The following is a 21113-nucleotide window of genomic DNA, read 5'->3' as shown; positions in this document are numbered from 1 at the left end:
CATCCCGGCCGGACCCCGGCCTTGAGCCGGGGGGAGAGCCGGGACCGCCGGATACGCCGGCGCGTGTTGCGGTCCCGGCTCGGCGCGCTTCGCGCTTGGCCGGGATGACAGCTATTCGGTCGGCGCCAACTGGCCGAATGTCCCCTTGAAGTCCGCCGTCGTCGACACCCAGCCGAAGAAGGTCTCGATGTTGAACAGGGCGGCCTTCTGGACGAAGTCGGGGCCCGCCTGGTGGGTGGCGTCCTCCAGCACGGTCCCGAAATATTCCAGCATGAAGCCGTCGCGCAGGGTCGACTCGACGCAGACGTTCGTGGCGATGCCGGTGAAGACCAGATGTCGGATCCCGCGCGCCCGCAGCACGCTGTCCAGCTGGCTGTTGAAGAAGCCCGAATAGCGGGTCTTGTGCAGGCGGATGTCGCCCGGCTGGGGCGTCAGGTCGTCGACCAGCTCATAGTCCCACTGGCCGCGCGCCAGCAGCTTGCCTTGCAGCTCGGGGCGGGCGCGCATGGTCTTGAGGGCGTTGGACTTCCACCAGTTGGGCGAGCCTGGACCGCCGGCCTCGACGTAACTGTCGTCCCACCCGTTCTGGAAATAGATCACCGTCATGCCGGCGCTGCGGGCCACCTCCAGCACGCCCTTGATCTCATCGATCACCTTGGCCGCGCCTGAGATGTCAAAGCCCGCGAGATCGAGATAGCCGCCGGGCGAGGCGTAGGCGTTCTGCATGTCGATGACGATCACCGCGGTGGTCGTCGGGTCTACCGGCAGAGGTTCGGGCCGCGCCGGAAGCATGACGGCGTCGGGCGACAGCGGGGTGATCGGAGAACTCATCGTCACGGCGCCTTGTGATGTCCGAGCGGCATGGAATACCATCTCGCGTAACGTTGCAATCCGAACCGTTCGGTCCAAGTTTGACCAAATGGTCCAGATTTGAGAGCTCATGGCCGACCCGATCGCCAAGACCGTCAAGCCGCCGCGCAAGGCCGCCGCCCGTCCGGCCGCCAAGGGGGCGTCCGGCGCCCGCAAGCTGGTCAAGGCCGCCCAAACCATGAGCGAAGCCGGGGACGGGGAGGCGCCTGCAGGGCGTCGCGCCCAGGCGGGGCAGGCCCGCAAGGCTGCGATCCTCAAGGCCGCCCTGGCGGTCTTCGCGCGCCTCGGACCCGACGGCGCCAGCGTCGAGGCCATCGCCCAGGCGGCGGGGGTCTCCAAGCCCAACCTGCTCTACTACTACCCTTCCAAGGACGCCCTCTATCTGGCGGTGCTGGAGCAGGGGCTGGCCTTGTGGCTCTCGCCGTTGGGGCGCTTCACCGAGGCCGACGATCCGGCCGAGGCGATCGGCGCCCTGATCGCCGCCAAGCTGGAGATGAGCCGCGACCATCCTGAGGTCTCGCGCCTGTTCGCCCTGGAGATGCTGCGCGGGGCGCCCTTGCTCAAGCCGGTGTTGGCGGGCCCGCTGAAGGCCGTGTTCGAGGCCAAGTGCGCGGTCATCGCCGCCTGGGTGGCGGCCGGAAAACTGCGGCCCGTCGACCCGCCGCACCTGATCTTCGCGATCTGGGCCCTGACCCAGCACTATGCCGACTTCGCCGTGCAGGTGCGGGCGCTGACCGGCAAGGCCCTGGCCGACCGGGCGTTCATGGACGAGACTCGCTCGGCGGTGACCGCCCTAGTGCTGCACGGCGCGCTGCCGCACTGAGGGGGGCGAGGGGGCTTTGCCCACTTCGCGCGCACCCTGACGCTCCGGGCGCCGATAATTCGGCGCCTCGCTCACAAGCTTCGCCGCATTGCGGCGCCGGGACTCGCGCCGTCCCGCCGGCCCGTGCGCCCCTAGGCCCGCACCGCCCGTACGGCGGTTCGTGGGGATTAGTTTCATGCAATCGGGCGCTCGCACGCCGACCCGGCGTCAGCTTCTTTCCGCCATCGCCAAGGTCGGCGGCACGGCGGCCCTCTACCAGGCCATGACCTCGCTGGGCCACGCGGCCGAGACGCGCTTTCCCGGTCCGCCCAACCTGCAAGGCGCGCGGCCGGGCGCCAGCGTCATCGTGCTGGGCGCGGGCCTGGCGGGCCTGTTGGCCGCCTTTGAGCTGCGCAAGGCCGGCTACAAGGTTCAGATCCTGGAGTTCCAGAACCGCCCCGGCGGCCGCAACTGGTCGCTGCGGGGCGGCGACACCTATACCGAGCTGGGCGGCGCGACCCAGAAGGTCGGCTACGCGGCCGGCAACTATTTCAACCCCGGCCCCTGGCGCATTCCTCACCACCACCGGACCCTGCTGCACTACTGCAAGCAGTTCGGCGTGGCCCTGGAGCCGTTCATCCAGTTCAACCATTCGGGCTGGATCCACTCGTCCCAGGCCTTCGGCGGCAAGCCGGTGCGCTTCAACGCCGCCGCCGCCGACTTCGAGGGCAATATCGCCGAGCTGCTGGCCAAGTCGGTCAACGCCAAGGCCCTGGACGACGCCGTCACCCCGGAAGACCGCGACCGCCTGCTCGAAGCCCTCAAGGGCTGGGGCATGCTGGACAAGGACTACAAGTACGCCGCCTCGCTGCGCACCTCCTCGCACCGGGGCTTCAAGCGGCCCGGCGGCGGCGGGGTGGACGGCGCGCCGATCCCCTCGGACGACCTCTACAGCCTGCACGACGTCCTGGACCCGCAGGTCTGGACCTCGATGGGCTTCTTCATGAACCACGAGATGCAGACCACCATGTTCCAGCCGGTGGGCGGCATGGACATGATCGGCAAGGCCTTCGCCAAGCAGGTCGAGGGTCTGATCACCTACAACGCCAAGGTCAGCAAGATCGCCCAGGACGACAAGGGCGTGGTCGTCACCTACGCCGACACCGTCACGGGCAAGGTCACCGAGGCCAAGGGCGACTGGTGCGTCTGTACGATCCCGCTGGGGATTCTGGGCCAGATGGACCTGGCCGTCACCGACGAGATGATGGCCGCCATCAAGGCCGTGCCCTATTCGGGCCAGGTCAAGATGGGCCTGGAGATGAACCGCCGCTTCTGGGAGGAGGACGACGACATCTACGGCGGCCACAGCTTCACCGACCAGGAGATCGGCCTGATCTCCTATCCCAACAACAACATGTTCCAGGACGGTCCGGCCGTGCTGCTGGGCGCCTTCGCCCGCGACCTCGGCGCCTTCCGCCTGGCCGGTATGACGCCCGAGCAGCGGATCGAGGTGGCCCTGGCGCAGGGCTCGGTGATCCACCCGGCCAGCTACCGCAAGGAGTTCCGCACCGGCGCCTCGGTGGCCTGGAGCCGCGTGCCCTGGACGCTGGGCTGCTGCGCCCGCTGGAACGAGGAGACGCGCAAGCAGCACTACCAGACCCTGGTGGCCATGGACCGCCGGATCGTGCTGGCCGGCGAGCACGCCTCCTACGTCGGCTGCTGGATGGAGGGGGCGCTGCTGTCGTCCCTGGACGCCATCACCCGCCTGCACAAACGCGCCCTGAGCGCCTGATCGGGAGCCCTGACATGCGTAAGCTTCTTCTGCTGACGGCGACCCTGATGGCCGCCCCCGCCTTCGCCCCAGCCTTCGCCCAAGACTCGGCCGGCGGCGTGGTGCGGGTCGAAAAGCCGGTCACCGGCGAGCAGGTCTATGGCGCGGTCTGCCAGGCCTGCCACATGGCCGACGCCAAGGGCGCGGTCGGGGCGGGGACCATTCCGGGCCTCGCCTCAAACCCCAAGCTGGCCGGTGCGGCCTATCCGATCATGGTCGTGGCGCGCGGGCAGGGGGCCATGCCTGGCTTCGCCGGCTCGCTTAGCAACGCCCAGATGGCCGAGGCGGTGACCTATGTCCGCACCCACTTCGGCAACAACTACGCCAAGCCGGTGACGGAGGCGGATGTCGCCAAGTTCGCCAAGCCTGCGAGCGCGGGCGGGCACTGAGGGGGGGCTGAAACAAATCCTCCCCCTAGCGGGGGAGGTGGTCGCGCAGCGACCGGAGGGGGAAGTGCTGCTGAGCTTGCCGCTTCCCCCTCCGTCGCCCCTTCGGGTCGACACCTCCCCCGCTGGGGGGAGGATTTCCTAGACCTTCACCACCCCATCGACCCGCCGCACCACACCCAGCGGGTTCTCGGTCTTCAGCTCCGCCGGCAGCAGCGCTTCCGGCAGGTTCTGGTAGCTGACCGGACGCAGGAAGCGCGCAATCGCCAGCGTGCCCACTGAGGTCGTGCGGCCGTCGCTGGTCGAGGGGAACGGGCCGCCGTGGACCATGGCGTGGGCCACCTCGACGCCGGTGCCGAAACCATTGACCAGGATGCGGCCGGCCTTCAGCTCCAGGGTCGGCAGCAGGGCGCCGGCGACGCCGTGGTCGGCTTCTTCCATGTGGAGGGCGATGGTCAGCTGGCCCTCGACGGCCGCCACGACCTTCTCGAGCTCGGCCTGATCGGCGCAGCGCACCACCAGCGAGGCCGCGCCGAACACTTCCTCGTGCAGGTGAGGATTGGCCAGGAAGTCAGCGGCCTTGACGCTGAACAGGGCCGCGCGGCCGGTGTGGCTGCCGTCAGGACCCGGGACGCCGCGCGCGACCGTGGTCACGTCCTTGGCCTCGGTCAGGGCCGCGACCCCATGCGCGAAGGCCTGGCAGATGCCGGGCGTCAGCATCACCGCCGCCGGCGCCGCCTCGACCGCCTTCCCCGCGGCGTCGACGAAGGCGTCCAGTTCCGGGCCGTCGAGGGCCAGGATCAGGCCGGGATTGGTGCAGAACTGGCCCGCGCCCAGGGTCAGGGCGGCCACGAAGTCCGGCGCGATCTTGTCGGCCCGCGCCTTCAAGGCGCCCGGCAGCAGGATCACCGGATTGATGCTGCTCATCTCGGCGTAGAACGGGATCGGTTCGGGGCGGCCCTGGGCGATGGCCATCAAAGCGAGGCCCCCGCGGCGCGAGCCGGTGAAGCCGGCGGCCTTGACCCGGGCATCGGCGACCAGGGCCTGGCTGACCTCATAGCCGCTGTCGTGGATCAGCGAGAACACGCCCGGAGGCAGGCCGCAGGCGGCGACAGCGGCCTGGATGGCGCGGCCGACCAGCTCCGAGGCGCCGGGATGGGCCGGGTGCGCCTTGACGATGACCGGGCAGCCGGCCGCCAGGGCCGAGGCCGTGTCGCCCCCGGCCACCGAGAAGGCCAGCGGGAAGTTCGACGCGCCGAACACCGCCACCGGACCCAGCGGCACGTTGCGCAGGCGAAGATCAGGACGCGGCAGGGGCTTGCGGTCCGGCATGGCCGGGTCGATGCGGGCCTCCAGGAAGCCGCCGTCGCGCAGCACGCCGGCGAACAGGCGCAGCTGGCCGACGGTGCGGCCCCGCTCGCCTTCCAGACGCGGACGCGGCAGGCCGGTCTCGGCCATGGTGCGGACGATCAGCTCATCGCCGATGGCCTCGATGTGCTCGGCGATCGACTCCAGGAACTTGGAGAGGGTCTCGTAGGGCAGGGACCGGTAGGGGCCGAACGCCTGCGCGGCCAGGGCGCAGGCGGCCTCGACATCGGCCTTGGTCGCGCCGCCGAAGGCCGGCTCCAGCGTCTCGCCGGTGGCCGGATTGACGCCCTTGATCTCGCCGTGGGTCCCCAAGCGGCGCTCGCCGCCGATCAGAAGCTCGCCCGTCAGATGCGCCATGGTCGTCCTGCTGGTTAGGGTGTGGAGCCGCTATATGGGAGCGCTAACATGACATGTCCATGCGCGCTGGGGGCAGGATAGCCAATCGGGCGCCCCCTGCGGGCGGATTTTTGGGACGCGGTTGCCCATCAGGGACCCCCACTATGGGGATTGGCGCGCCTGAACGCTCTGAATAAGCCAGACGAAGTCTCGTGAAATCAGAGCCTTGTCACTTTTACGCGCCCGCCAATCATCCGCGCCCGCTGGCGCCGTATCTTTGTGTCATGGCCGGAAGAAGCGACGAGGTCCGGGACTGGAGCGCGACGCTGCAGACCCGCCTCCAGGCGAAGATGGACACGCTCATCGCCGCCTTCGAAATCTCCACCGACCCCGCCGAACGCGCCCAGATCGAGAAGGACGCCCGCGCCTGCGGCGTCTTCGCGCGATCGACCAAGGCGGTGGCCACGATGGTCCCTGAGCCTAAAGCCAAACCCGCCGCCGACGAGGCGGCCGATGACGACGAGGCTTCCATGCATGACGGCATACCGGACGACCCCGAAGAACTTCAGGCCGCTCTTGTCGCCCGCTTCACTCGCTTTGCTGAGCTCCTCGAGCTCAAACGCAGAGATGATGAGGGCGCTGGCGACGGTCGTGATGAGCCTGGAGCCGGAGGATCAACAACGCCTGCTTAGCGCGGCCCTGGCGGAGCCGCTCAAGCATCAGCTCGCCTCGCCGTTCAAACCCTGGTCCACCTGGCTCATGCTGGGAGGGCGCGGCGCGGGCAAGACCTTCGCGGGCGCGCACTGGATCACCTGGAACGCCTTGGCCTATCCGACTCAGGCCCTGATCGGTCCCACCTTGCACGACGTTCGGGAAGTCATGATCGAAGGCCCGTCGGGCCTTAGATCCATGGGCGGACCGGTCTTTCGCCCCCGCTGGGAAGCCTCGCGCCGGCGCCTCGTCTGGCCCAACGGCGCGGTCGCCTACGCCTTCTCGGCCGAGGATCCGGAATCCCTGCGCGGGCCGCAGTTCCACGCCGCCTGGGCCGACGAGTTCTGCGCCTGGCCCAAGCCCGCCGAGACCCTGGCCATGCTGCGGTTCGGCCTGCGACTGGGCGAGGATCCGCGCCTTGTGGTGACCACCACGCCCAAGCCGCACCGGGCGCTCAAGACCCTGATGGCCGAGCCCGGCGTGGCCCTGACCCGCGCCGGCACCCACGCCAACGCCGGCAACCTGGCGCCCACCTTCCTGCGGACGCTGGAGAGCCTCTACGGCGGCACGCGACTGGCGGCCCAGGAGCTGGACGGCGTCGTCGTCGAGACCGACGGCGGCCTGTTCCGCGCCGAGGACCTTGCGCGCTGCCGGGCCGCGCGGCCGGCGCGCCTGGACCGCGTGGTCGTGGCCGTCGACCCGCCGGCCACCGCCACCGGTGACGCCTGCGGGATCGTGGTCGTCGGCCGCCGCGACGACCGCGCCTTCGTCCTGGCCGACGAGACCGCGCGGGGATTGTCTCCCGCCGGCTGGGCGGGGAGGGCGGTGGCCGCCGCCAGAGCCTGGACCGCCGACGCCCTGGTGACCGAGGCCAACCAGGGCGGCGACATGGTCCGCTCGGTGCTCGCGCAAGCCGACCCGCCGTGCCGCGTGAAACTGGTCCGCGCCTCGGTGGGCAAGCGGGCGAGGGCCGAGCCGGTCGCGGCCTTGTACGAACAGGGCCGGGTCCTGCACTGCGGCGCGTTCGCGGCGCTGGAGGAGGAGCTGATGGCCCTCGGCTCCGGCGACCTGCACCACAGCCCCGACCGGGCGGATGCGCTGGTCTGGGCGGTCAGCGACCTGATGCTGGGGGCGGAGAGGCGGCCCCGGCTGCGGGCGCTTTAGCTAAGTTCCTCCCCCGCGATGCGGGGGAGGATTGAGGTTCAACGTTCCAAATCCTCCCCCCAGAGGGGGAGGTGGTCCGAAGGACCGGAGGGGGAAGTTCGCCTGGCTCGGCCTCTTCCCCCTCCGTCGCCCCTACGGGCCGACACCTCCCCCACTGGGGGGAGGATTTTGTTTCCATGGTCGCGCGGTTTCCAGGATGGTCGCCAAGGTGTCGTCGACAGATCGCAAGACTTCGCTCGCCAGTATTCGCAGCGTGTGAACGCCACGTTCGAAGAGTCGCATGTCACGGATCTCGTCCTGCTCCGGCCGATCCTCGGTCGCGTGCGACCAGCCATCGATCTCGACCGCCAAGTGCGCGGCTGGACAGTAGAAGTCGAGCACATAAGGCCCGATCGGATGCTGGCGGCGGAATTTCAGGCCATCGAGGCGTCCGCCGCGTAGGCCGTTCCACAACAGAACCTCGGGCAGAGACATCTGCCGTCGCAGCTTTCGTGCCTGAGCGATGCAGGGTTTTTCGGATCGTTTCACGTCCCCCTCCGTCGGCTTCGCCGACACCTCCCCCGCTAGGGGGAGGACTTTGATCTGCGCCTTCGCCACCACCCTACATTGTTCACTATTCGTTCTCAACTCCACCCCGGAGCGCACCGCCATGCTCTTCTCCAAACCGCGCCCGCCTGAGCGCAAGGACTCCCGCGCCGCGCGGCTGATCGCGCTGACCACCGGCGGGCGGCCGCAGTGGACGCCGCGTGACTATGGCGCGCTGGCCAGCGAGGGGTTCGCCAAGAACCCGGTGGCCTATCGCTGCGTGCGGATGATCGCCGAGGCCGCCGCCGCCACGCCCTTGGCGGTGTTCGTAGAGGGGCGGCGCGTCGAGGATCATCCGCTGAAACGCCTGATCGACCGGCCCAATCCCGAGCAGGGCGGGCCTGACTTGATGGAGGCGTTCTTCGGGAGCCTGCAGGTGGCCGGCAACGCCTATCTGGAGGCGGCCGGCGACGCTCAGCCGAGCGAGCTCTACGCCCTGCGCCCCGACCGGATGACGCTGGTTCCGGGTCCGCGCGGCTGGCCGCTGGCCTATGACTATCAAGCCGCCGGACGCAGCGTGCGGATCGGGCGCGACGGCGACGGCTGGCTGCCGGTGCTGCACCTGAAGCTGTTCAATCCGACGAACGACCACTACGGCTTCTCGCCTCTGGAAGCCGCCGCCTTCGCCATCGACGTCCACAACGCCTCCAGCGCCTGGAACAAGGCGCTGTTGGACAACTCCGCCCGGCCTTCGGGCGCGCTCGTCTACTCGTCCAAGGACGCCGGCGACCGCCTGACCGACGAGCAGTTCGACCGGCTGAAGACCGAGCTGGCCAATGCTCACTCGGGTCAAGCCAATGCAGGCCGGCCGCTCTTGCTGGAAGGCGGGCTCGACTGGCGGGCCATGTCGCTGTCGCCGGCCGAGATGGACTTCACCGAGGGCAAGCACGCCGCCGCCCGCGAGATCGCCCTGGCGTTCGGGGTGCCGCCGCAGCTGCTCGGAATCCCCGGCGACAATACCTACGCCAACTATCGCGAGGCCAACGCCGCCTTCTGGCGCGGGACCGTGGTTCCGCTGGCCCAGCGGGCGGCGCGGGCGCTGACCGGCTGGCTGGGCGCGAAGTTCCCCGGCGCGACCATCGTCCCCGACCTCGACGCCGTCCCGGCCCTGGCGGCCGAGCGCGACGCCCTGTGGAGCCGCCTCCAGGCGGCGAGTTTCCTGACTGACCCCGAGCGGCGGCGGCTGGCGGGGCTGGCGCAGTAACCCGCCAAGGCCGCTGGCCCCCACCTGACCGCTTCGCGGTCGTCCGCCCCCGCAGGGGGCGGAAGGAGCCTCCTTCTTCTCCCTCCGGGGGAGGAGCGCGTCAGCGCGGAGGGGGCAAGTCTCAAGAGGTTTCCATGACCCAACCCACCCGCTGGCGGCTGGACCGCCAGGTGTCGGCCGCTGTTCTGGTCACCGTGTTCCTGCAGGCGGCCGCCGCCCTGTTGTGGGCCGGCAAGGCTGCGGCGCGGATCGACGAAATGCAGCGTCGGCTCGAGGCCCAGGCCCCGGTGGCCGAGCGCCTGGCCCGCCTGGAAGTCCAGGCCGAGGCCGCCCGCCAGAGCCTGATCCGCATCGAGGCCAAGCTGGAGCGCTCGCGATGACCGACGATGAGCTGAAGATCGAGGGCTATGCGTCCCTGTTCTGGACCCGCGACCTCAATGACGACGTCACCGCCGCCGGCGCCTTCGCCGAGAGCCTGGCGGCCGGGGCGCCGGTCAAGATGCTGCACCAGCACGATGAGGCCGAGCCGATCGGCGTCTGGGACGCGGTGGTCGAGGACGCCAAGGGGCTGTTCGTGCGCGGGCGGATTTTGCGAACGACGCCGCGCGGAGCCCTGGTCGCCGCCCTGGTCGAGGCCGGGGCGCTGGACGGCCTCTCCATCGGCTTTCGCCAGGTGAAGGCCCGGACGCAAGGCCGCCTTCGCGTGCTGTCCCGCGTGGAGCTCTGGGAGGTGTCGATCGTGACCTTCCCGATGCTGCCCGGCGCGCGGCTGAACGTGTCGCGGCAAACGGTCAGTTCTGGATCAGCCTGACCAGTGTCCCGTCTGGGTCGATCAACGCCGCCATGACGATCGGCCCCATGTCGCGCGGCGGATGCAGGCGCGGCCAGCCGGTCGTCTTCTCTGCAATCCCGTTCCCCCGACAGACGGCGTAGAAGCCATCGAGGTCATCCAGGCGCAGGCAGCAACCGAACGAGCTCGTGGCCGGATCGAGGTCTGGGTACGGGAAGAACTCCAGCGTCAGGTCGCCGCGTTCCAGGATCATCCAGCCTTGATCGCGCCAGGATCGCTCGAAGCCCAGAGCCAGATAGAAACGTTCGGTCGCGTCGAAGTCGCGCGACGGCAGGTTCGGAGTGGCTTGGTCGGTCATAGGACGACCTTAGCACAACGCCGGTCCCACCTTTGGGGCGCGGTCACCGCCGCGTCACCCCACCCCTACCCCTCCCCATCGAGGGGAGGGGGCTTTCCCGGAGAACCCCATGAAGGAAACCAAACACGCGGCCTCGCCCGAGGCCCGCGCGGCGCTGGCTGACGTCTTGTCGGCTTTCGAGAGCTTCAAGGCCGCCAATGACGCGCGGCTGGCGGCGATCGAGACCAAGCGGGCCGATGTGCTGCTGGAAGAGAAGGTCGGCCGCATCGACGAGGCCGTCTCGCGCGCCCAGGAGCGCCTGGATCGCATCATGGCCGACCTGCGACGTCCCGCCCTGGGCGGCGAGGCGCCGGTGGCCGGCGTCGATGAGCGCAAGGCTGCCTTCGATCGCTATGTGAAGACCGGCGAGACGCCCGCCGCTCTGCTGGAGGCCAAAGGTCTTTCTGAAAGCGTGGCCACCGCCGGCGGCTATGTCGCCCCGCCGGAGCTGGAGCGGCTGATCCTGCGTCGCCTGGCGGCCACCTCGCCGATGCGCGAGATCTGTCAGGTGCGCACCATCGGCGCCGGGACCTTCCGCAAGCCGGTCTCGCCCACGGGCCTGGCCGCCGCCTGGGTGGCCGAGACCGCCGCGCGGCCCGAGACCACGGCGCCGACCCTGGACGTCATCGACTTCCCCGCCGGCGAGCTCTACGCCAGCCCGGCCGCCACCCAGGCCCTGCTGGACGACGCCTATGTCAGCATCGACGAGTGGCTGGCCGAGGAAGTGCAGGACGCCTTCGCCGCCCAGGAAACGACGGCCTTCGTGACCGGCGACGGGGTCAACAAGCCCAAGGGCCTCTTGGCCTATACCGCCGCGCCGGAAGCCAGCTACACTTGGGGGCAGGTCGGCTATCTGGCCACCGGCGTGGCGGGCGGCTGGACCGCCAGCAACCCGACCGACAAGCTGATCGACCTGATCTACGCCACCAAGACCCAGTACCGCCAGAACGGCCGCTTCGTGATGAACCGCCGCACGGTCAGCGCCGTGCGCAAGTTCAAGGACGCCCAAGGCAACTACATCTGGAGCGCGGCCCTGCAGCCGGGCCAGTCGGCGTCCTTGCTCGGCTTCCCGGTCACCGAGATCGAGGCCATGCCCGACGTGGCGGCCAACGCCCTGGCCGTGGCGTTCGGCGACTTCGAGAAGGGCTATCTGATCGTCGACCGCGCCGGCGTGCGGGTGCTGCGCGACCCGTACTCGGCCAAGCCGCACGTGCTGTTCTACACCACCAAGCGCGTCGGCGGCGGCGTGCAGAACTTTGATGCGGTGAAGCTGCTGAAGTTCGCGGCGAGCTAACCATCTGATCCGGTCACTTGCCCCCACCTGACCTCGCATTGCGAGGTCGTCCGCCCCCAGAGGGGGCGGAAGGCGCGCCACCCTTCTTCCCCCTCCGGGGGAGGAGCGCGTCAGCGCGGAGGGGGCAAGTGACCCCGTTCCCGAAAGTCCCCCCATGCCCCAAGCCCTCACCCTGGCCGAGGCCAGGGCGTTTCTGCGCGTGTCCGACGCTTCGGAAGACGCGCTGCTGACCCTGCTGATCGACGCGGCCGAGGCGCGGGTGGCCAGCGCCGCCGGCGTCGCCCTGACCGCCGCCAGCCCAGCCCCGCTGCGCCTGTCGGTGCTGGTCCTGGCCGCCCACGCCTACGAGCACCGAGACGCCGGCGAGCCCGCGCTGGCCCTCGTCGAGCCGTGGCTGACCCCCTACCGAAAGGCCAGGCTGTGAGCGACAAGCCCCTGATCGACGCCCTGGTCGCGACGCTGAAGGCCGCGCCCGCCGTCACCGCCATCGCCGGCCAGCGGGTGTATGGCGCCAGTCCCCGCCTGCCGACCTATCCCTGCATCGTCGTCACCCGCGCCGAGGGCCGGGCGGTCGGCGGCGTCGGCGGGGAGGGGATCGAGCATCTCCTGACCCTGACCTGCGCCAGCCGCTTCGGCGGGCCCGAAGAGGCCCGCGCCCTGGTCGCCGCCGTCCGCGCGGCCCTGCACGACGCCCGGCCCACGCTTGTCGGCCGGCGCCTGGTGAACCTGCGCGTGCCCTATGCCGACGTCTTCGCCGGCGCCGACCGCGAAACCACCCTCGGGATCGTCCGCGTGCGGGCGGTGACCGAGGCCCTGTAACGGAGAACCGACATGGCCGCCCAAGCCGGCAAGGACATGCTGCTGAAGATCAGCGACGGGGCGCCGACGCCCACCTTCCACACCGTGGCGGGCCTGCGCGCCCGCACGATCAGCCTCAACGCCCGGACCCTGGACATCACCGACAGCGACAGCACCGGCCGCTGGCGCGAGCTGCTGGCCGGGGCGGGGGTCAAGTCGGTGGCCGTGTCGGGCTCGGGGGTGTTCCGCGACGCTGTGTCCGACGCCCAGGTGCGCACCAGCTTCTTCGACCAGTCGGCCCGCGTGTGGCGGCTGATCATCCCCGACTTTGGCCAGCTGGAAGGGGCGTTCATCGTCGCGGCCCTGGAATACGCCGGCGAACACGACGGCGAGGCGGTGTTCGCGCTCAGCCTGGCCAGCGCCGGGGCGGTGAGCTTTACGGCGATCTGATCAATAAGCGCCCAAGCAAAACCCATGTCATCCCGGACGGCCGCAGGCCGATCCGGGACCGCCACAAACGCTGAGTTTGAGACGGTCCCGGCTCTCCGCTGCGCTGCGGCCGGGATGACAGGCTGTAAAGGAGGCTCAACCCCCAACATGCTCACCCCCAACCCCGCCCGCGGCGAGGTCGTCGTGACCTTGGCCGGCGCGCCGCGCAGGCTGTGTCTGACGCTCGGCTCCCTGGCTCGCATCGAGGCGGCGCTGAACCTCGCCGACTGGTCGCAGCTGCCCGACCGTATCGCCACGCTGACCGCCGCCGAGCTGTCGGCCATCCTGGCCGCGCTGCTGGAGGGCGGCGGCGAGGCGCCGGAGATCGCCGCCCGCGCCACTGTGCCGGAAGCCGCCGGCGCCCTGGCCGCCGCCTTGGCCGCCTGCGCATGAGCGCCTGGGCCGCGCCCCTACGGCTGGCGCTGAGCCTGGGGCTGCCGCCCGAGGCCTTCTGGCGGCTGTCGCTGAAGGAGTGGCGGGCGCTCACCGAGGCCCCGCCCGCGCCGTCCCTGAACCGGGCGGCCTTATGTGACCTGATCGCCCGCTACCCTGACGAGGAGACCGTCCCATGAGTTTCGACCAAGACGGCTTGTCGGCCGTTCCCGCCCGCGCCGCCGAGGCGGCCGCTGCGCTCGAAAGCCTGAAGGCTCCCGCCGAGCGCGCGGCGCGCTCGATCGACGAGGCCTTCGCCCGCGCCGGGGCGTCGCTCGTCCGCTCCCTGGCCCGTGCGGCCTCGGACGGGCAGGTGTCGTTGTCGGAGCTGGCGCGCGCGGTGCTGGGCGCGGCCGGGGCGGCGCTGAAGGGCGGGGGGCTTGGTGAGGCCCTGACCAAGACCTTCGCCGGAGCGCGAGCCGACGGCGGGCCAGTGCTGCCCGGCGGGGCCTATCTGGTGGGCGAGCGGGGACCGGAGCTGTTCCGCCCGGCCTCGGCGGGAAGCATCGAGCCCGTCGGAAACGGCGGGGTGTCGGTGACGGTCAATGTCCAGGGCGGCGAGGCTTCGGGCCTGATCCGCTCCGACGCCCAGATCGCCCAGGCCCTGGCGCGGGCGGTGAGCTTGGGCGCGCGGGGGCTGTAGGGGCGCCTGAAGCGCCTGGGCTCAGGGCAACCATAGACAGCAGCGCGACGCGTTGTATGGTCGTGGCGCCTTTTGTAGCAGTGAGGCGGGCTATGGTTTGGACGCCGATGTTTTTGGCCATGGCCGTGCAGGCGGCGCCCGTAACCCTCGCGATCGACGACATCCGCTTCGCCCCGCTAGATCCACGTAATCCGAATGGGCCTCAGATCGCTGTTCTGCACGGTGATCCAGCCACCGGTCCGTCCGACATGCTGATGCGCTTTTCCCGTGGACAAGGCGTACCCCACGTCCATTCGTCGGACTATCGGCTCGTCGTGCTCGAGGGCGTGATGACCCACGCCCAGGCCGGCGAGGGGGGCGGCGCCAAGCCGCTCGGACCCGGCAGCTACTGGTTCCAGCCTGGGGAACAGTCGCACCTCGACGGTTGCCTGAGCGAGCACTGCACCATGTTCATCAGCTGGTCAGGCAAGCGCGACGCCCGTCGGGCCCCGTAGCGCCTGTCTGGCTTAGATGGAACCATCTTAGCCAGATAAACAGGCTCTGATCTTCTTGAGTTTAGAGCGCGTTCGAGCGGTTTAACCGCTCACACTCAAACCTAACGCGCTCTCGCTCTTCGGCGGACAAGCGTGGGTGCGCGGGCTCTTCGATCCGCTACAACGCCACGGCGGTCGTGTTCGGCGGCGGCGGGCCGTACTTGTTCTCGCGCGGCTGGCCCAGGCTGCAGCCGACCCACAGGGTGAAGGCCAGCCAGATGCCGAAGGCGATGAAGACCGAGACGAACAGGCCCACCAGCGCGGTCAGGGCCGACACTTCGGGCTCGCCGTTGGTCAGCGCGGCGATGGCGGGCATCACGCCCACCGAGACGGCGGCGCCGAACACCAGCACGGGACCCAGGACCCAGGGCAGGACCTGCCACCAGCCCGTTTGACCCATGTCGTGCAGGCGCTTGGCGTGGATGCAGACGCTGGCGTAGATGCTGGCGAGGATGATCAGGGTTCCGACGAACGGGATCCAGCTGGCCACGACGTTCACGCCCAGCAGGACGAGCCAGCCGATCCAGAACGACTGCCGGCCGATGCGGCCCTCAGGCGACAGGAACAGGGTCTTCCAATCCATTTCGTGGTCTCCAATCTCGATCCCTAACCTAGAGACCGATGTCCCGCGCAAGAAGTGAAAAGCGGGTCATGACGTCGTCTTAATGGCGTCGACTAAGCGCCGTCTTGCTTTTCCTCAAACCTTTTCACGACTTTCCAGAAGGATCGCTTGATGAGCGAGTTCCATGAGGCGCGCCTGCCTGCGCGCCTGGCGTTCGGCTGCACGGGCGGGATCGAGCGGCGCACCGAGGTGGTGAGCCTGGCCTCTGGCCACGAGCGGCGCACCAGTCCCTGGGCTCAGAGCCGTCGCCGCTATCTGATCGCCACCGCCCCGCGCCCCTTGGACGAGATCGCCGAGCTGGTCGCCTTCTTCGAGGCGCGGCGCGGACGCTTGTGCGGCTTTCGCTTCCGCGACCCGACCGACTGGAAGTCCTGCGCCCCCTCGGCCCAGCCGGCGGCGGGCGACCAGACGCTGGGAACCGGCGACGGGGCGCGCAAGGCCTTTCAGCTGCGCAAGACCTATGGCGCGGGCGGCGAGGCGGTGGACCGCACCATCGCCAAGCCGGTCACCGGCACGGTGACGGTGGCGGTGGCGGGCGTCGTCCTGGCGCCGGGCGCCTTCGCGGTCGACCTCACCACGGGCCAGGTCACCTTCAACGTCGCGCCGGCCGCCGGGGCGGCGGTGACGGCGGGCTTTGCGTTCGACACCCCGGTGCGGTTCGACCTTGACCGGCTGGACGTGACCCTGGAGGGCTTCGCCGCCGCCCGCGTCACCGCCTGCGCCCTGGTCGAGGTGCTGGTCTGATGCGCGCCTTGCCCGAGGGCCTGGACGAGGCCCGCCTTTGCCACGCCTGGATCCTGACCCGCGCCGACGGAACGCGCCTGGGCTTCACCGATCATGACCGCGATCTCGTCGTCGAGGGCGTGACCTGCCAAGCCTGCGGCGGCTGGAGTCCTGGCGCGGCCGAAAGCGGCGTCGGCTATGGGCCGGGCCAGAGCGCGGTGCTGGGCGTGCTGGATGATGCGGGCATCGCGCCGTCCGACCTGGCCGCCGGTCTCTATGACGGCGCGCGGGTCGAGGCGCTGCGCGTGGACTGGAGCGCGCCGTCGCGCCGCGTCTCGCTTTGGACCGCCAGCATCGCCTCGGTGAACCGCGAGGGCGAGGCCTTCACCGCGACCCTGGCCGGCCCCTTGGCAGCGCTGGAGCGGGTGGCGGGCCGCACCTTCACCCGGCTGTGCGACGCGCGCCTGGGCGATGTCCGCTGCGGGATCACGCCCGCGCCGGGGGCGGTCTGCGACAAGCGCTGGGCCACCTGCGTTGGCGTTTTCAGCAACGGCGTGAACTTCCGAGGGTTTCCCACCGCGCCCGGCGAGGACTTCCTGACGCTGTACCCCGTCGAGGGCGAGCGCAACGACGGCGGGCGGCGGTGAGGGGCGGGGGCGCGCAATCCTCCCCCCAGAGGGGGAGGTGGCCGAAGGCCGGAGGGGGAACTTGTCCTGGCCCGGCCTCTTCCCCCTCCGTCGTCCCTACGGGCCGACACCTCCCCCGCTGGGGGGAGGATTTGGTTGTCGCCCAAACCCGCCTCTGGCTCGGCACCCCCTATCGCCACCAGGCCTCGACCCTCGGCGCGGGCTGCGATTGCCTGGGCCTGGTCCGCGGGGTCTGGCGGGGGCTGTACGGCGACGAGCCCGAGGCGCCGCCGCCTTATCGCCCTGACTGGGCCGAGATCGGCGTCGGCGAGCCGCTGCTGGAGGCGTTCGGGCGCTGGCTCGTCGCCCTTCCCTTGTCCCAGGCCAGGCCCGGCGACGTGCTCGTCTTCCGCATGGCCCCCGGCGCGGCCGCCAAGCACTGCGCGATCAAGGCCGCGCCCGACCGCATCATCCACGCCTATTGGGGCCGGGCCTGCGTCGAGAGCGCGCTCGGCCGCTGGTGGCGCGAGCGCTGCGTGGCGGCGTTTCGGTTTCCATCACCCAAACACCTGTCTGCGTCTTGCCGCCCTGCGTCCTTCGAGGCGCGCTCAGGAGCGCGCACCTCAGGATGAGGTGTTCAGCAACGGTGTTCCTCATCCTGAGGTGTGAGCCGAAGGCGAGCCTCGAAGGACGCACCGAAGCAAACGCTCGACCTCCCCGGCATTGGCTTCGCCGTACTGACGTGTCGCCGGGGAGGTCGGTAGAGAAGGAGCATAAGAATGGCCCAGGTGATCCTCTCCAGCGTCGGCTCGGCCCTCGGTGGTCCCATCGGGGCCGTGGCCGGCGCGGTGGTCGGCGGCCTGATCGACCAGGCGGCGATCAGCGCCCTGTCGCCCGCCCGCCAGGTCGGGCCGCGTATTCCTGAACTGCGCCTGACCGGCGCCGCCGAGGGCGCGGCGCTGCCGTGCGTGTTCGGCCGCGCGCGGGTCGGCGGCCAGGTGATCTGGGCGGCGCGGTTTCGGGAAAGGCGCGTCGAGGGCCGGGTCGGCGGCTCCAAGGGCCAGAAGACGACCGCCTACGCCTACAGCCTGTCGTTCGCCGTCGCCGTGGCCGAGGGGCCCATCGACGGGATCGGCCGGGTCTGGGCCGACGGCCGGGTGATGGGCCTCTCCGGCGTGACGATGCGCGTGCATCTGGGAACCGAGGACCAGGCACCTGACCCGCTGATCGCCGCGATCGAGGGCACCGCGCCGGCCTATCGCGGCGTGGCCTATGTGGTGTTCGAGGACCTGCCGCTGGAGGCGTTCGGTAACCGGCCGCCGCAGCTGTCGTTCGAGGTCTTCCGCCGCCCACGCGCGCCGGGGACGGTGGGGCTGGAGGAGCGGCTGAAGGGCGTGTGCCTGATCCCCGGGGCGGGCGAGTTCGTCTATGCGACGGAAGCTGTGCTGCGTCGCGAGGGCCTGACCCGCACCGCCAGCGAGAGCGTCCATAACGCCGAGGGCCGCCCCGACCTGATGGTGGCGCTGGACCAGTTGCAGGCGCAGCTGCCCAACGTCGATCACGTCACCCTGGTGGTCGCCTGGTTCGGGACGGATCTCCGCTGCGGCCAGTGCCAGATCAAGCCGGGCGTCGAGGGCGCGGCCAAGGACACCTTGCCCTTGACCTGGAGCGTGGCGGGCGTCGATCGCACGGCTGCGCACCTCATTTCGCTGAAGGACGGCGCGCCGGCCTATGGCGGCACGCCCGCCGACGCGGTGGTGCTGCAGGCCATCGCCGAGCTGAAGCGGCGCGGTCTGAAGGTGACGCTGTATCCATTCATCCTGATGGATGCCCCGCCCGGCCAGCCGGCCTATCCGTGGCGCGGCCGCATCGCCTGCGATCCACCCTCGGTCGAGGGGACGGCGGCGGCGAGCGCGCAGGTCAACGCCTTCTTCGACGGCGAATGGGGCCTGCGCCGGATGGTGCTGCACCAGGCGGCGTTGGCGGCTCAGGCGGGCGGGGTCGACGGCTTCATCATCGGCTCGGAGCTGCGCGCCCTGACCACGACGCGCGGCCCTGGCGGGACCTATCCGGCCGTGGCCAAGCTGAAGACCCTGGCCGCCGATGTCCGCAGCGTGCTGGGGCCGGCGACCAAGCTCGGCTACGCCGCCGACTGGAGCGAGTATTTCGGCCATCAGCCGCGCGACGGCTCGGGCCATGCGGTGTTTCACCTCGATCCCCTGTGGGCCGATCCGAACATCGATTTCGTCGGCGTCGACTGGTACCCGCCGGTCACCGACTGGCGCGCGGGCGAGGATCATCTGGACGCCGTGGCGGGCTTTTCGGGGCCGCATGACCCGGCCTATCTGCGGGCCGGCCTGACCGGCGGGGCGGACTTCGATTGGTTTTACGCCAGCAGCGCCGACCGCGACGCCCAGGTCCGCACCCCGATCACCGACGGCGCCCACGGCGAGGTCTGGATGTTCCGGCCCAAGGACCTGCTGTCCTGGTGGGGCCACTCGCACCACGACCGGCCCGGCGGCGTGCGGTCGGCGACGCCCACGGCCTGGGTTCCGCGCTCCAAGCCGATCCGCCTGACCGAGTTCGGCTGCCCGGCGGTGGACAAGGGCGCCAATTCGCCGAACCTCTTTATCGATCCCAAGAGCTCTGAAAGCTTCCTGCCGCCCTACTCGAGCGGCGAGCGCGACGACTTTGGTCAGCGGCGGTTTCTGGAGGCGGTGCTGGCCTGGCTGGATGAGTCGGCCGCCAATCCGGTCTCGCCGCTGTATGGCGGGCCGATGATCGAGGCGGCCAGCGCCTGGTGCTGGGACGCCCGGCCTTTCCCGGACTTTCCCGCCCGGTCGGACGTGTGGAGCGACGGCGGCAATTGGCTGCTGGGCCACTGGCTGACCGGCGGGGCCGGGATCGCGCCGCTGCCCGAGCTGATCCAGGCCCTGGCCGCGCGGGCCGGCGTCACGCTTGACCCCGGCGAGGCGGGCGGGGCCGTGGGCGGCTATGTCGTCGACCGGCCCATGCGCCTGCGCGATGCGCTCTCGCCCCTGGCCGAGGCCTTCGCCCTGGATCCCGTCGAGCGCGGCGACGAGGTGCGGATGGTGTCGCGAACGGGGCGGGCGGTGGCGGCGATCGAACCCGACGATCTCGTTCTGCCCGAGGACGGCCCGGCCGAGCGCGAGACCCGGACCCTGGATCCCGCCGTCGAGGCTCTGCGCCTGCGGTTCCTGGACGCCGCGCGCGACTACCAGGTCGGCGCCCTGATCGTCCGCCGTGAGGCGGGCGAGGGGACCCGCGACGCCGACGCGCCCATCGTGCTGTCGGCGGCCGAGGCCGGCGCGGTGGCGCGTCGGATGCTGGATAGCGACGCAGCTGCGCGGCGCTCGCGGATAGTTCGGCTGTCGCCTTCCGCGGCCTTGCGGTTCGAGGCGGGCGACCGGGTGGCGCTGGAAGGCCAGACCTGGCGGGTCCAGCGCCTGGATCTCGACGAGCGGCCTCGCGCCACCTTGGTCCCCGTGATGGCGGCGGGCGGGGTGGCGCCGGTGATCGACTGGACGCCCGCGCCGCCGCGCGATCCGGCCTCGCCGCCGGTGCTCTATGTGTTGGACCTGCCGTCGGGCGGTGATCTCTCCGATGACGCCCGGCCGCTGGTCGCCGCCGCCGCCGATCCCTGGCGGCCGCTGGACGTGCATGCGGGCGCCGGCGTCGAGACCCTGACGGTCCGCGCGCGCCTGGCCGCCCCAGCTACGCTGGGCGTGACCCTGACCGATCTTGCGCCTTCCTCGCCGCACCGGCTGGACCGCGCGGCGCGGCTGGAGGTGCGGATCGAGGGGGCGAGCCTGTCCTCCGCGCCGCTGGCCGCCGTGCTGGCGGGGGCGAACGCCCTGGCTGTCCGCGCGCCGTCCGGCGACTGGGAGGTGATCGCCTTCCAGACCGCCCAGCTCATCGCGCCGGACGTCTGGCGGCTGTCGGGCCTGCTGCGGGGGCAGCGCGACGGCGTGGCCAGCCCGGTCGTGATCCCCGCCGGCGCGGCGGTGGTGCTGCTGGACGAGGCGGTGGTTCCGATGAGTGTCGCGGCCTTTGAGCGCGGGACGAGCCTGACCGTGCGCGCCGCCCCGGCCGGCGGTCCGCCGTCGGGGGAGGGCATGACGCAGATCAGCGCCGTCTGGACGGGGCGGGGCTTACGCCCCCTGGCCCCGGCGCATCTTCGCAAGCGCATGATCGGCGGTGATCTGTCGGTGTCCTGGATTCGTCGCGCCCGCGTCGGCGGCGATGTCTGGGAGGGCGAGGTTCCCCTGGCCGAGGGCGTCGAGCGCTATCGCGTGCGGGTGCTGGACGGGGGCGCTGTGCTACGCGAGGCCGAGGTGACGACGCCCAGCTTCACCTATGCCGCCGCGATGCGCGCGGCCGATACGCCGTCGTCCGGCGCGAGGCTGGAGCTGGCTCAGGGGTCGTCGCTGTACGGCTGGGGCGCACCCGCAACCACAAGTCTGTGATAAAAATACAACATACGCCTTG

At 70.8% G+C, this 21113-nt stretch carries 25 protein-coding genes and 1 pseudogene; 20 read left to right on the top strand and 6 right to left on the bottom strand.

Translation table 11 applies throughout. The features are described 5' to 3' along the window. Positions 1–111 precede the first annotated feature (111 nt). Complete coding sequence (rutB, locus tag OVA11_RS17125; protein WP_268068452.1) at positions 112–831, bottom strand: pyrimidine utilization protein B; 720 nt, start codon at positions 829–831, stop codon at positions 112–114. 109 nt (positions 832–940) lie between these two features. On the opposite strand from rutB, the gene rutR reads away from it, so the two are divergent. The 3 genes from rutR to OVA11_RS17110 all read left to right on the top strand — a co-directional run bounded on the left by rutR (position 941) and on the right by OVA11_RS17110 (position 3892). Then, positions 941–1693 carry an HTH-type transcriptional regulator RutR gene (gene rutR, locus OVA11_RS17120; RefSeq protein WP_268068451.1) on the top strand — a complete coding sequence of 251 codons (753 nt, stop codon included), beginning with the start codon at positions 941–943 and terminating at the stop codon, positions 1691–1693. Between the two features lie 175 nt (positions 1694–1868). After that, positions 1869–3464 (top strand): flavin monoamine oxidase family protein, encoded by a 1596-nt coding sequence (locus OVA11_RS17115; protein ID WP_268068450.1) that lies wholly within the window; start codon positions 1869–1871, stop codon positions 3462–3464. Between the two features lie 14 nt (positions 3465–3478). Then, on the top strand, positions 3479–3892 hold the full coding sequence (locus OVA11_RS17110; RefSeq protein ID WP_268068449.1) for a c-type cytochrome: 414 nt from the start codon (positions 3479–3481) through the stop codon (positions 3890–3892). Positions 3893–4030: 138 nt separating this feature from the next. On the opposite strand, the gene OVA11_RS17105 is transcribed toward OVA11_RS17110, so the two are convergent. Then, the gene (locus OVA11_RS17105) at positions 4031–5614 is read right to left on the bottom strand and encodes an aldehyde dehydrogenase (NADP(+)) (RefSeq protein WP_268068448.1); all 1584 of its coding nucleotides are present in this window, start codon (positions 5612–5614) and stop codon (positions 4031–4033) included. A 263-nt stretch (positions 5615–5877) separates the two neighbouring features. Between OVA11_RS17105 and OVA11_RS17100 the strand changes: the two genes are divergently transcribed. Both OVA11_RS17100 and OVA11_RS17095 read left to right on the top strand, forming a co-directional pair. Beyond that, entirely contained in the window at positions 5878–6285 is a 408-nt protein-coding gene (locus OVA11_RS17100) for a hypothetical protein (RefSeq protein ID WP_268068447.1), read from the top strand. Further along, the gene (locus OVA11_RS17095) at positions 6170–7468 is read left to right on the top strand and encodes a DNA-packaging protein (protein ID WP_268068446.1); all 1299 of its coding nucleotides are present in this window, start codon (positions 6170–6172) and stop codon (positions 7466–7468) included. The genes OVA11_RS17100 and OVA11_RS17095 overlap by 116 nt, the downstream gene beginning before the upstream one ends. A gap of 132 nt (positions 7469–7600) precedes the next feature. Here the strand turns inward: OVA11_RS17095 and OVA11_RS17090 are convergent, their stop codons facing one another. Beyond that, entirely contained in the window at positions 7601–8119 is a 519-nt protein-coding gene (locus OVA11_RS17090; RefSeq protein ID WP_268068445.1) for an endonuclease domain-containing protein, read from the bottom strand. On the opposite strand from OVA11_RS17090, the gene OVA11_RS17085 reads away from it, so the two are divergent. The 3 genes from OVA11_RS17085 (at position 8118) to OVA11_RS17075 (ending at position 10068) form a co-directional block, all read left to right on the top strand. Then, positions 8118–9257, top strand: coding sequence for a phage portal protein (locus tag OVA11_RS17085; protein ID WP_268068444.1), 1140 nt, complete (start codon positions 8118–8120; stop codon positions 9255–9257). The genes OVA11_RS17090 and OVA11_RS17085 overlap by 2 nt on opposite strands. Positions 9258–9391: 134 nt before the next feature. Further along, positions 9392–9637 carry a hypothetical protein gene (locus OVA11_RS17080; protein ID WP_268068443.1) on the top strand — a complete coding sequence of 82 codons (246 nt, stop codon included), beginning with the start codon at positions 9392–9394 and terminating at the stop codon, positions 9635–9637. Beyond that, positions 9634–10068, top strand: a complete 435-nt coding sequence (locus OVA11_RS17075; RefSeq protein WP_268068442.1) for an HK97 family phage prohead protease — start codon at positions 9634–9636, stop codon at positions 10066–10068. The genes OVA11_RS17080 and OVA11_RS17075 overlap by 4 nt, the downstream gene beginning before the upstream one ends. Here the strand turns inward: OVA11_RS17075 and OVA11_RS17070 are convergent. Further along, a complete protein-coding gene (locus OVA11_RS17070) occupies positions 10049–10405 on the bottom strand; it encodes a bleomycin resistance protein (protein WP_268068441.1) in 357 nt (118 codons plus the stop codon). The two genes, OVA11_RS17075 and OVA11_RS17070, sit on opposite strands and share 20 nt — an antisense overlap. 109 nt (positions 10406–10514) lie before the next feature. Here OVA11_RS17070 and OVA11_RS17065 point away from each other — a divergent pair, with 109 nt between their 5' ends. The 8 genes from OVA11_RS17065 to OVA11_RS17030 all read left to right on the top strand — a co-directional run bounded on the left by OVA11_RS17065 (position 10515) and on the right by OVA11_RS17030 (position 14594). After that, positions 10515–11738: a phage major capsid protein gene (locus OVA11_RS17065; RefSeq protein ID WP_268068440.1), complete on the top strand. Its 1224-nt coding sequence runs from the start codon at positions 10515–10517 to the stop codon at positions 11736–11738. A 154-nt stretch (positions 11739–11892) separates the two neighbouring features. Beyond that, on the top strand, positions 11893–12162 hold the full coding sequence (locus tag OVA11_RS17060) for a head-tail connector protein (RefSeq protein ID WP_268068439.1): 270 nt from the start codon (positions 11893–11895) through the stop codon (positions 12160–12162). Then, entirely contained in the window at positions 12159–12557 is a 399-nt protein-coding gene (locus tag OVA11_RS17055) for a DUF3168 domain-containing protein (RefSeq protein WP_268068438.1), read from the top strand. Before OVA11_RS17060 ends, OVA11_RS17055 begins: the two co-directional genes overlap by 4 nt. A gap of 12 nt (positions 12558–12569) precedes the next feature. Further along, entirely contained in the window at positions 12570–12986 is a 417-nt protein-coding gene (locus OVA11_RS17050; protein ID WP_268068437.1) for a phage major tail protein, TP901-1 family, read from the top strand. A gap of 147 nt (positions 12987–13133) precedes the next feature. After that, positions 13134–13418 carry a GTA-gp10 family protein gene (locus tag OVA11_RS17045; protein ID WP_268068436.1) on the top strand — a complete coding sequence of 95 codons (285 nt, stop codon included), beginning with the start codon at positions 13134–13136 and terminating at the stop codon, positions 13416–13418. After that, positions 13415–13597 (top strand): phage tail assembly chaperone, encoded by a 183-nt coding sequence (locus OVA11_RS17040; RefSeq protein ID WP_268068435.1) that lies wholly within the window; start codon positions 13415–13417, stop codon positions 13595–13597. The genes OVA11_RS17045 and OVA11_RS17040 overlap by 4 nt, the downstream gene beginning before the upstream one ends. Beyond that, on the top strand, positions 13594–14100 hold the full coding sequence (locus tag OVA11_RS17035; protein ID WP_268068434.1) for a phage tail tape measure protein: 507 nt from the start codon (positions 13594–13596) through the stop codon (positions 14098–14100). The genes OVA11_RS17040 and OVA11_RS17035 overlap by 4 nt, the downstream gene beginning before the upstream one ends. A gap of 92 nt (positions 14101–14192) precedes the next feature. Beyond that, positions 14193–14594: a DUF4437 domain-containing protein gene (locus tag OVA11_RS17030; protein WP_268068433.1), complete on the top strand. Its 402-nt coding sequence runs from the start codon at positions 14193–14195 to the stop codon at positions 14592–14594. Between the two features lie 157 nt (positions 14595–14751). Here the strand turns inward: OVA11_RS17030 and OVA11_RS17025 are convergent, their stop codons facing one another. After that, a complete protein-coding gene (locus OVA11_RS17025; protein WP_268068432.1) occupies positions 14752–15216 on the bottom strand; it encodes a DUF805 domain-containing protein in 465 nt (154 codons plus the stop codon). A gap of 147 nt (positions 15217–15363) precedes the next feature. Here OVA11_RS17025 and OVA11_RS17020 point away from each other — a divergent pair, with 147 nt between their 5' ends. Genes OVA11_RS17020 through OVA11_RS17010 form a run of 3 tightly spaced genes read left to right on the top strand, consistent with a single transcriptional unit; the run spans position 15364 to position 17236 of the window. Further along, the gene (locus tag OVA11_RS17020; protein ID WP_268068431.1) at positions 15364–15999 is read left to right on the top strand and encodes a phage distal tail protein, Rcc01695 family; all 636 of its coding nucleotides are present in this window, start codon (positions 15364–15366) and stop codon (positions 15997–15999) included. After that, a complete protein-coding gene (locus OVA11_RS17015) occupies positions 15999–16625 on the top strand; it encodes a baseplate hub domain-containing protein (RefSeq protein WP_268068430.1) in 627 nt (208 codons plus the stop codon). Before OVA11_RS17020 ends, OVA11_RS17015 begins: the two co-directional genes overlap by 1 nt. Continuing rightward, positions 16622–17236, top strand: coding sequence for a C40 family peptidase (locus OVA11_RS17010; RefSeq protein ID WP_268068429.1), 615 nt, complete (start codon positions 16622–16624; stop codon positions 17234–17236). Before OVA11_RS17015 ends, OVA11_RS17010 begins: the two co-directional genes overlap by 4 nt. A 5-nt stretch (positions 17237–17241) precedes the next feature. Here the strand turns inward: OVA11_RS17010 and OVA11_RS19870 are convergent. Next, positions 17242–17364 (bottom strand): annotated as a pseudogene (locus tag OVA11_RS19870) (hypothetical protein); the annotation flags it as partial. A gap of 19 nt (positions 17365–17383) precedes the next feature. On the opposite strand from OVA11_RS19870, the gene OVA11_RS17005 reads away from it, so the two are divergent. Beyond that, positions 17384–21091: a baseplate multidomain protein megatron gene (locus OVA11_RS17005; protein ID WP_268068428.1), complete on the top strand. Its 3708-nt coding sequence runs from the start codon at positions 17384–17386 to the stop codon at positions 21089–21091. Positions 21092–21113: the final 22 nt, after the last annotated feature.

Source organism: Caulobacter sp. SL161 (genome assembly GCF_026672375.1).
Lineage (GTDB): Bacteria > Pseudomonadota > Alphaproteobacteria > Caulobacterales > Caulobacteraceae > Caulobacter.
Note: the sequence above shows the minus strand (reverse complement) of the source record. Positions and strands in the feature narration are given on the sequence as shown.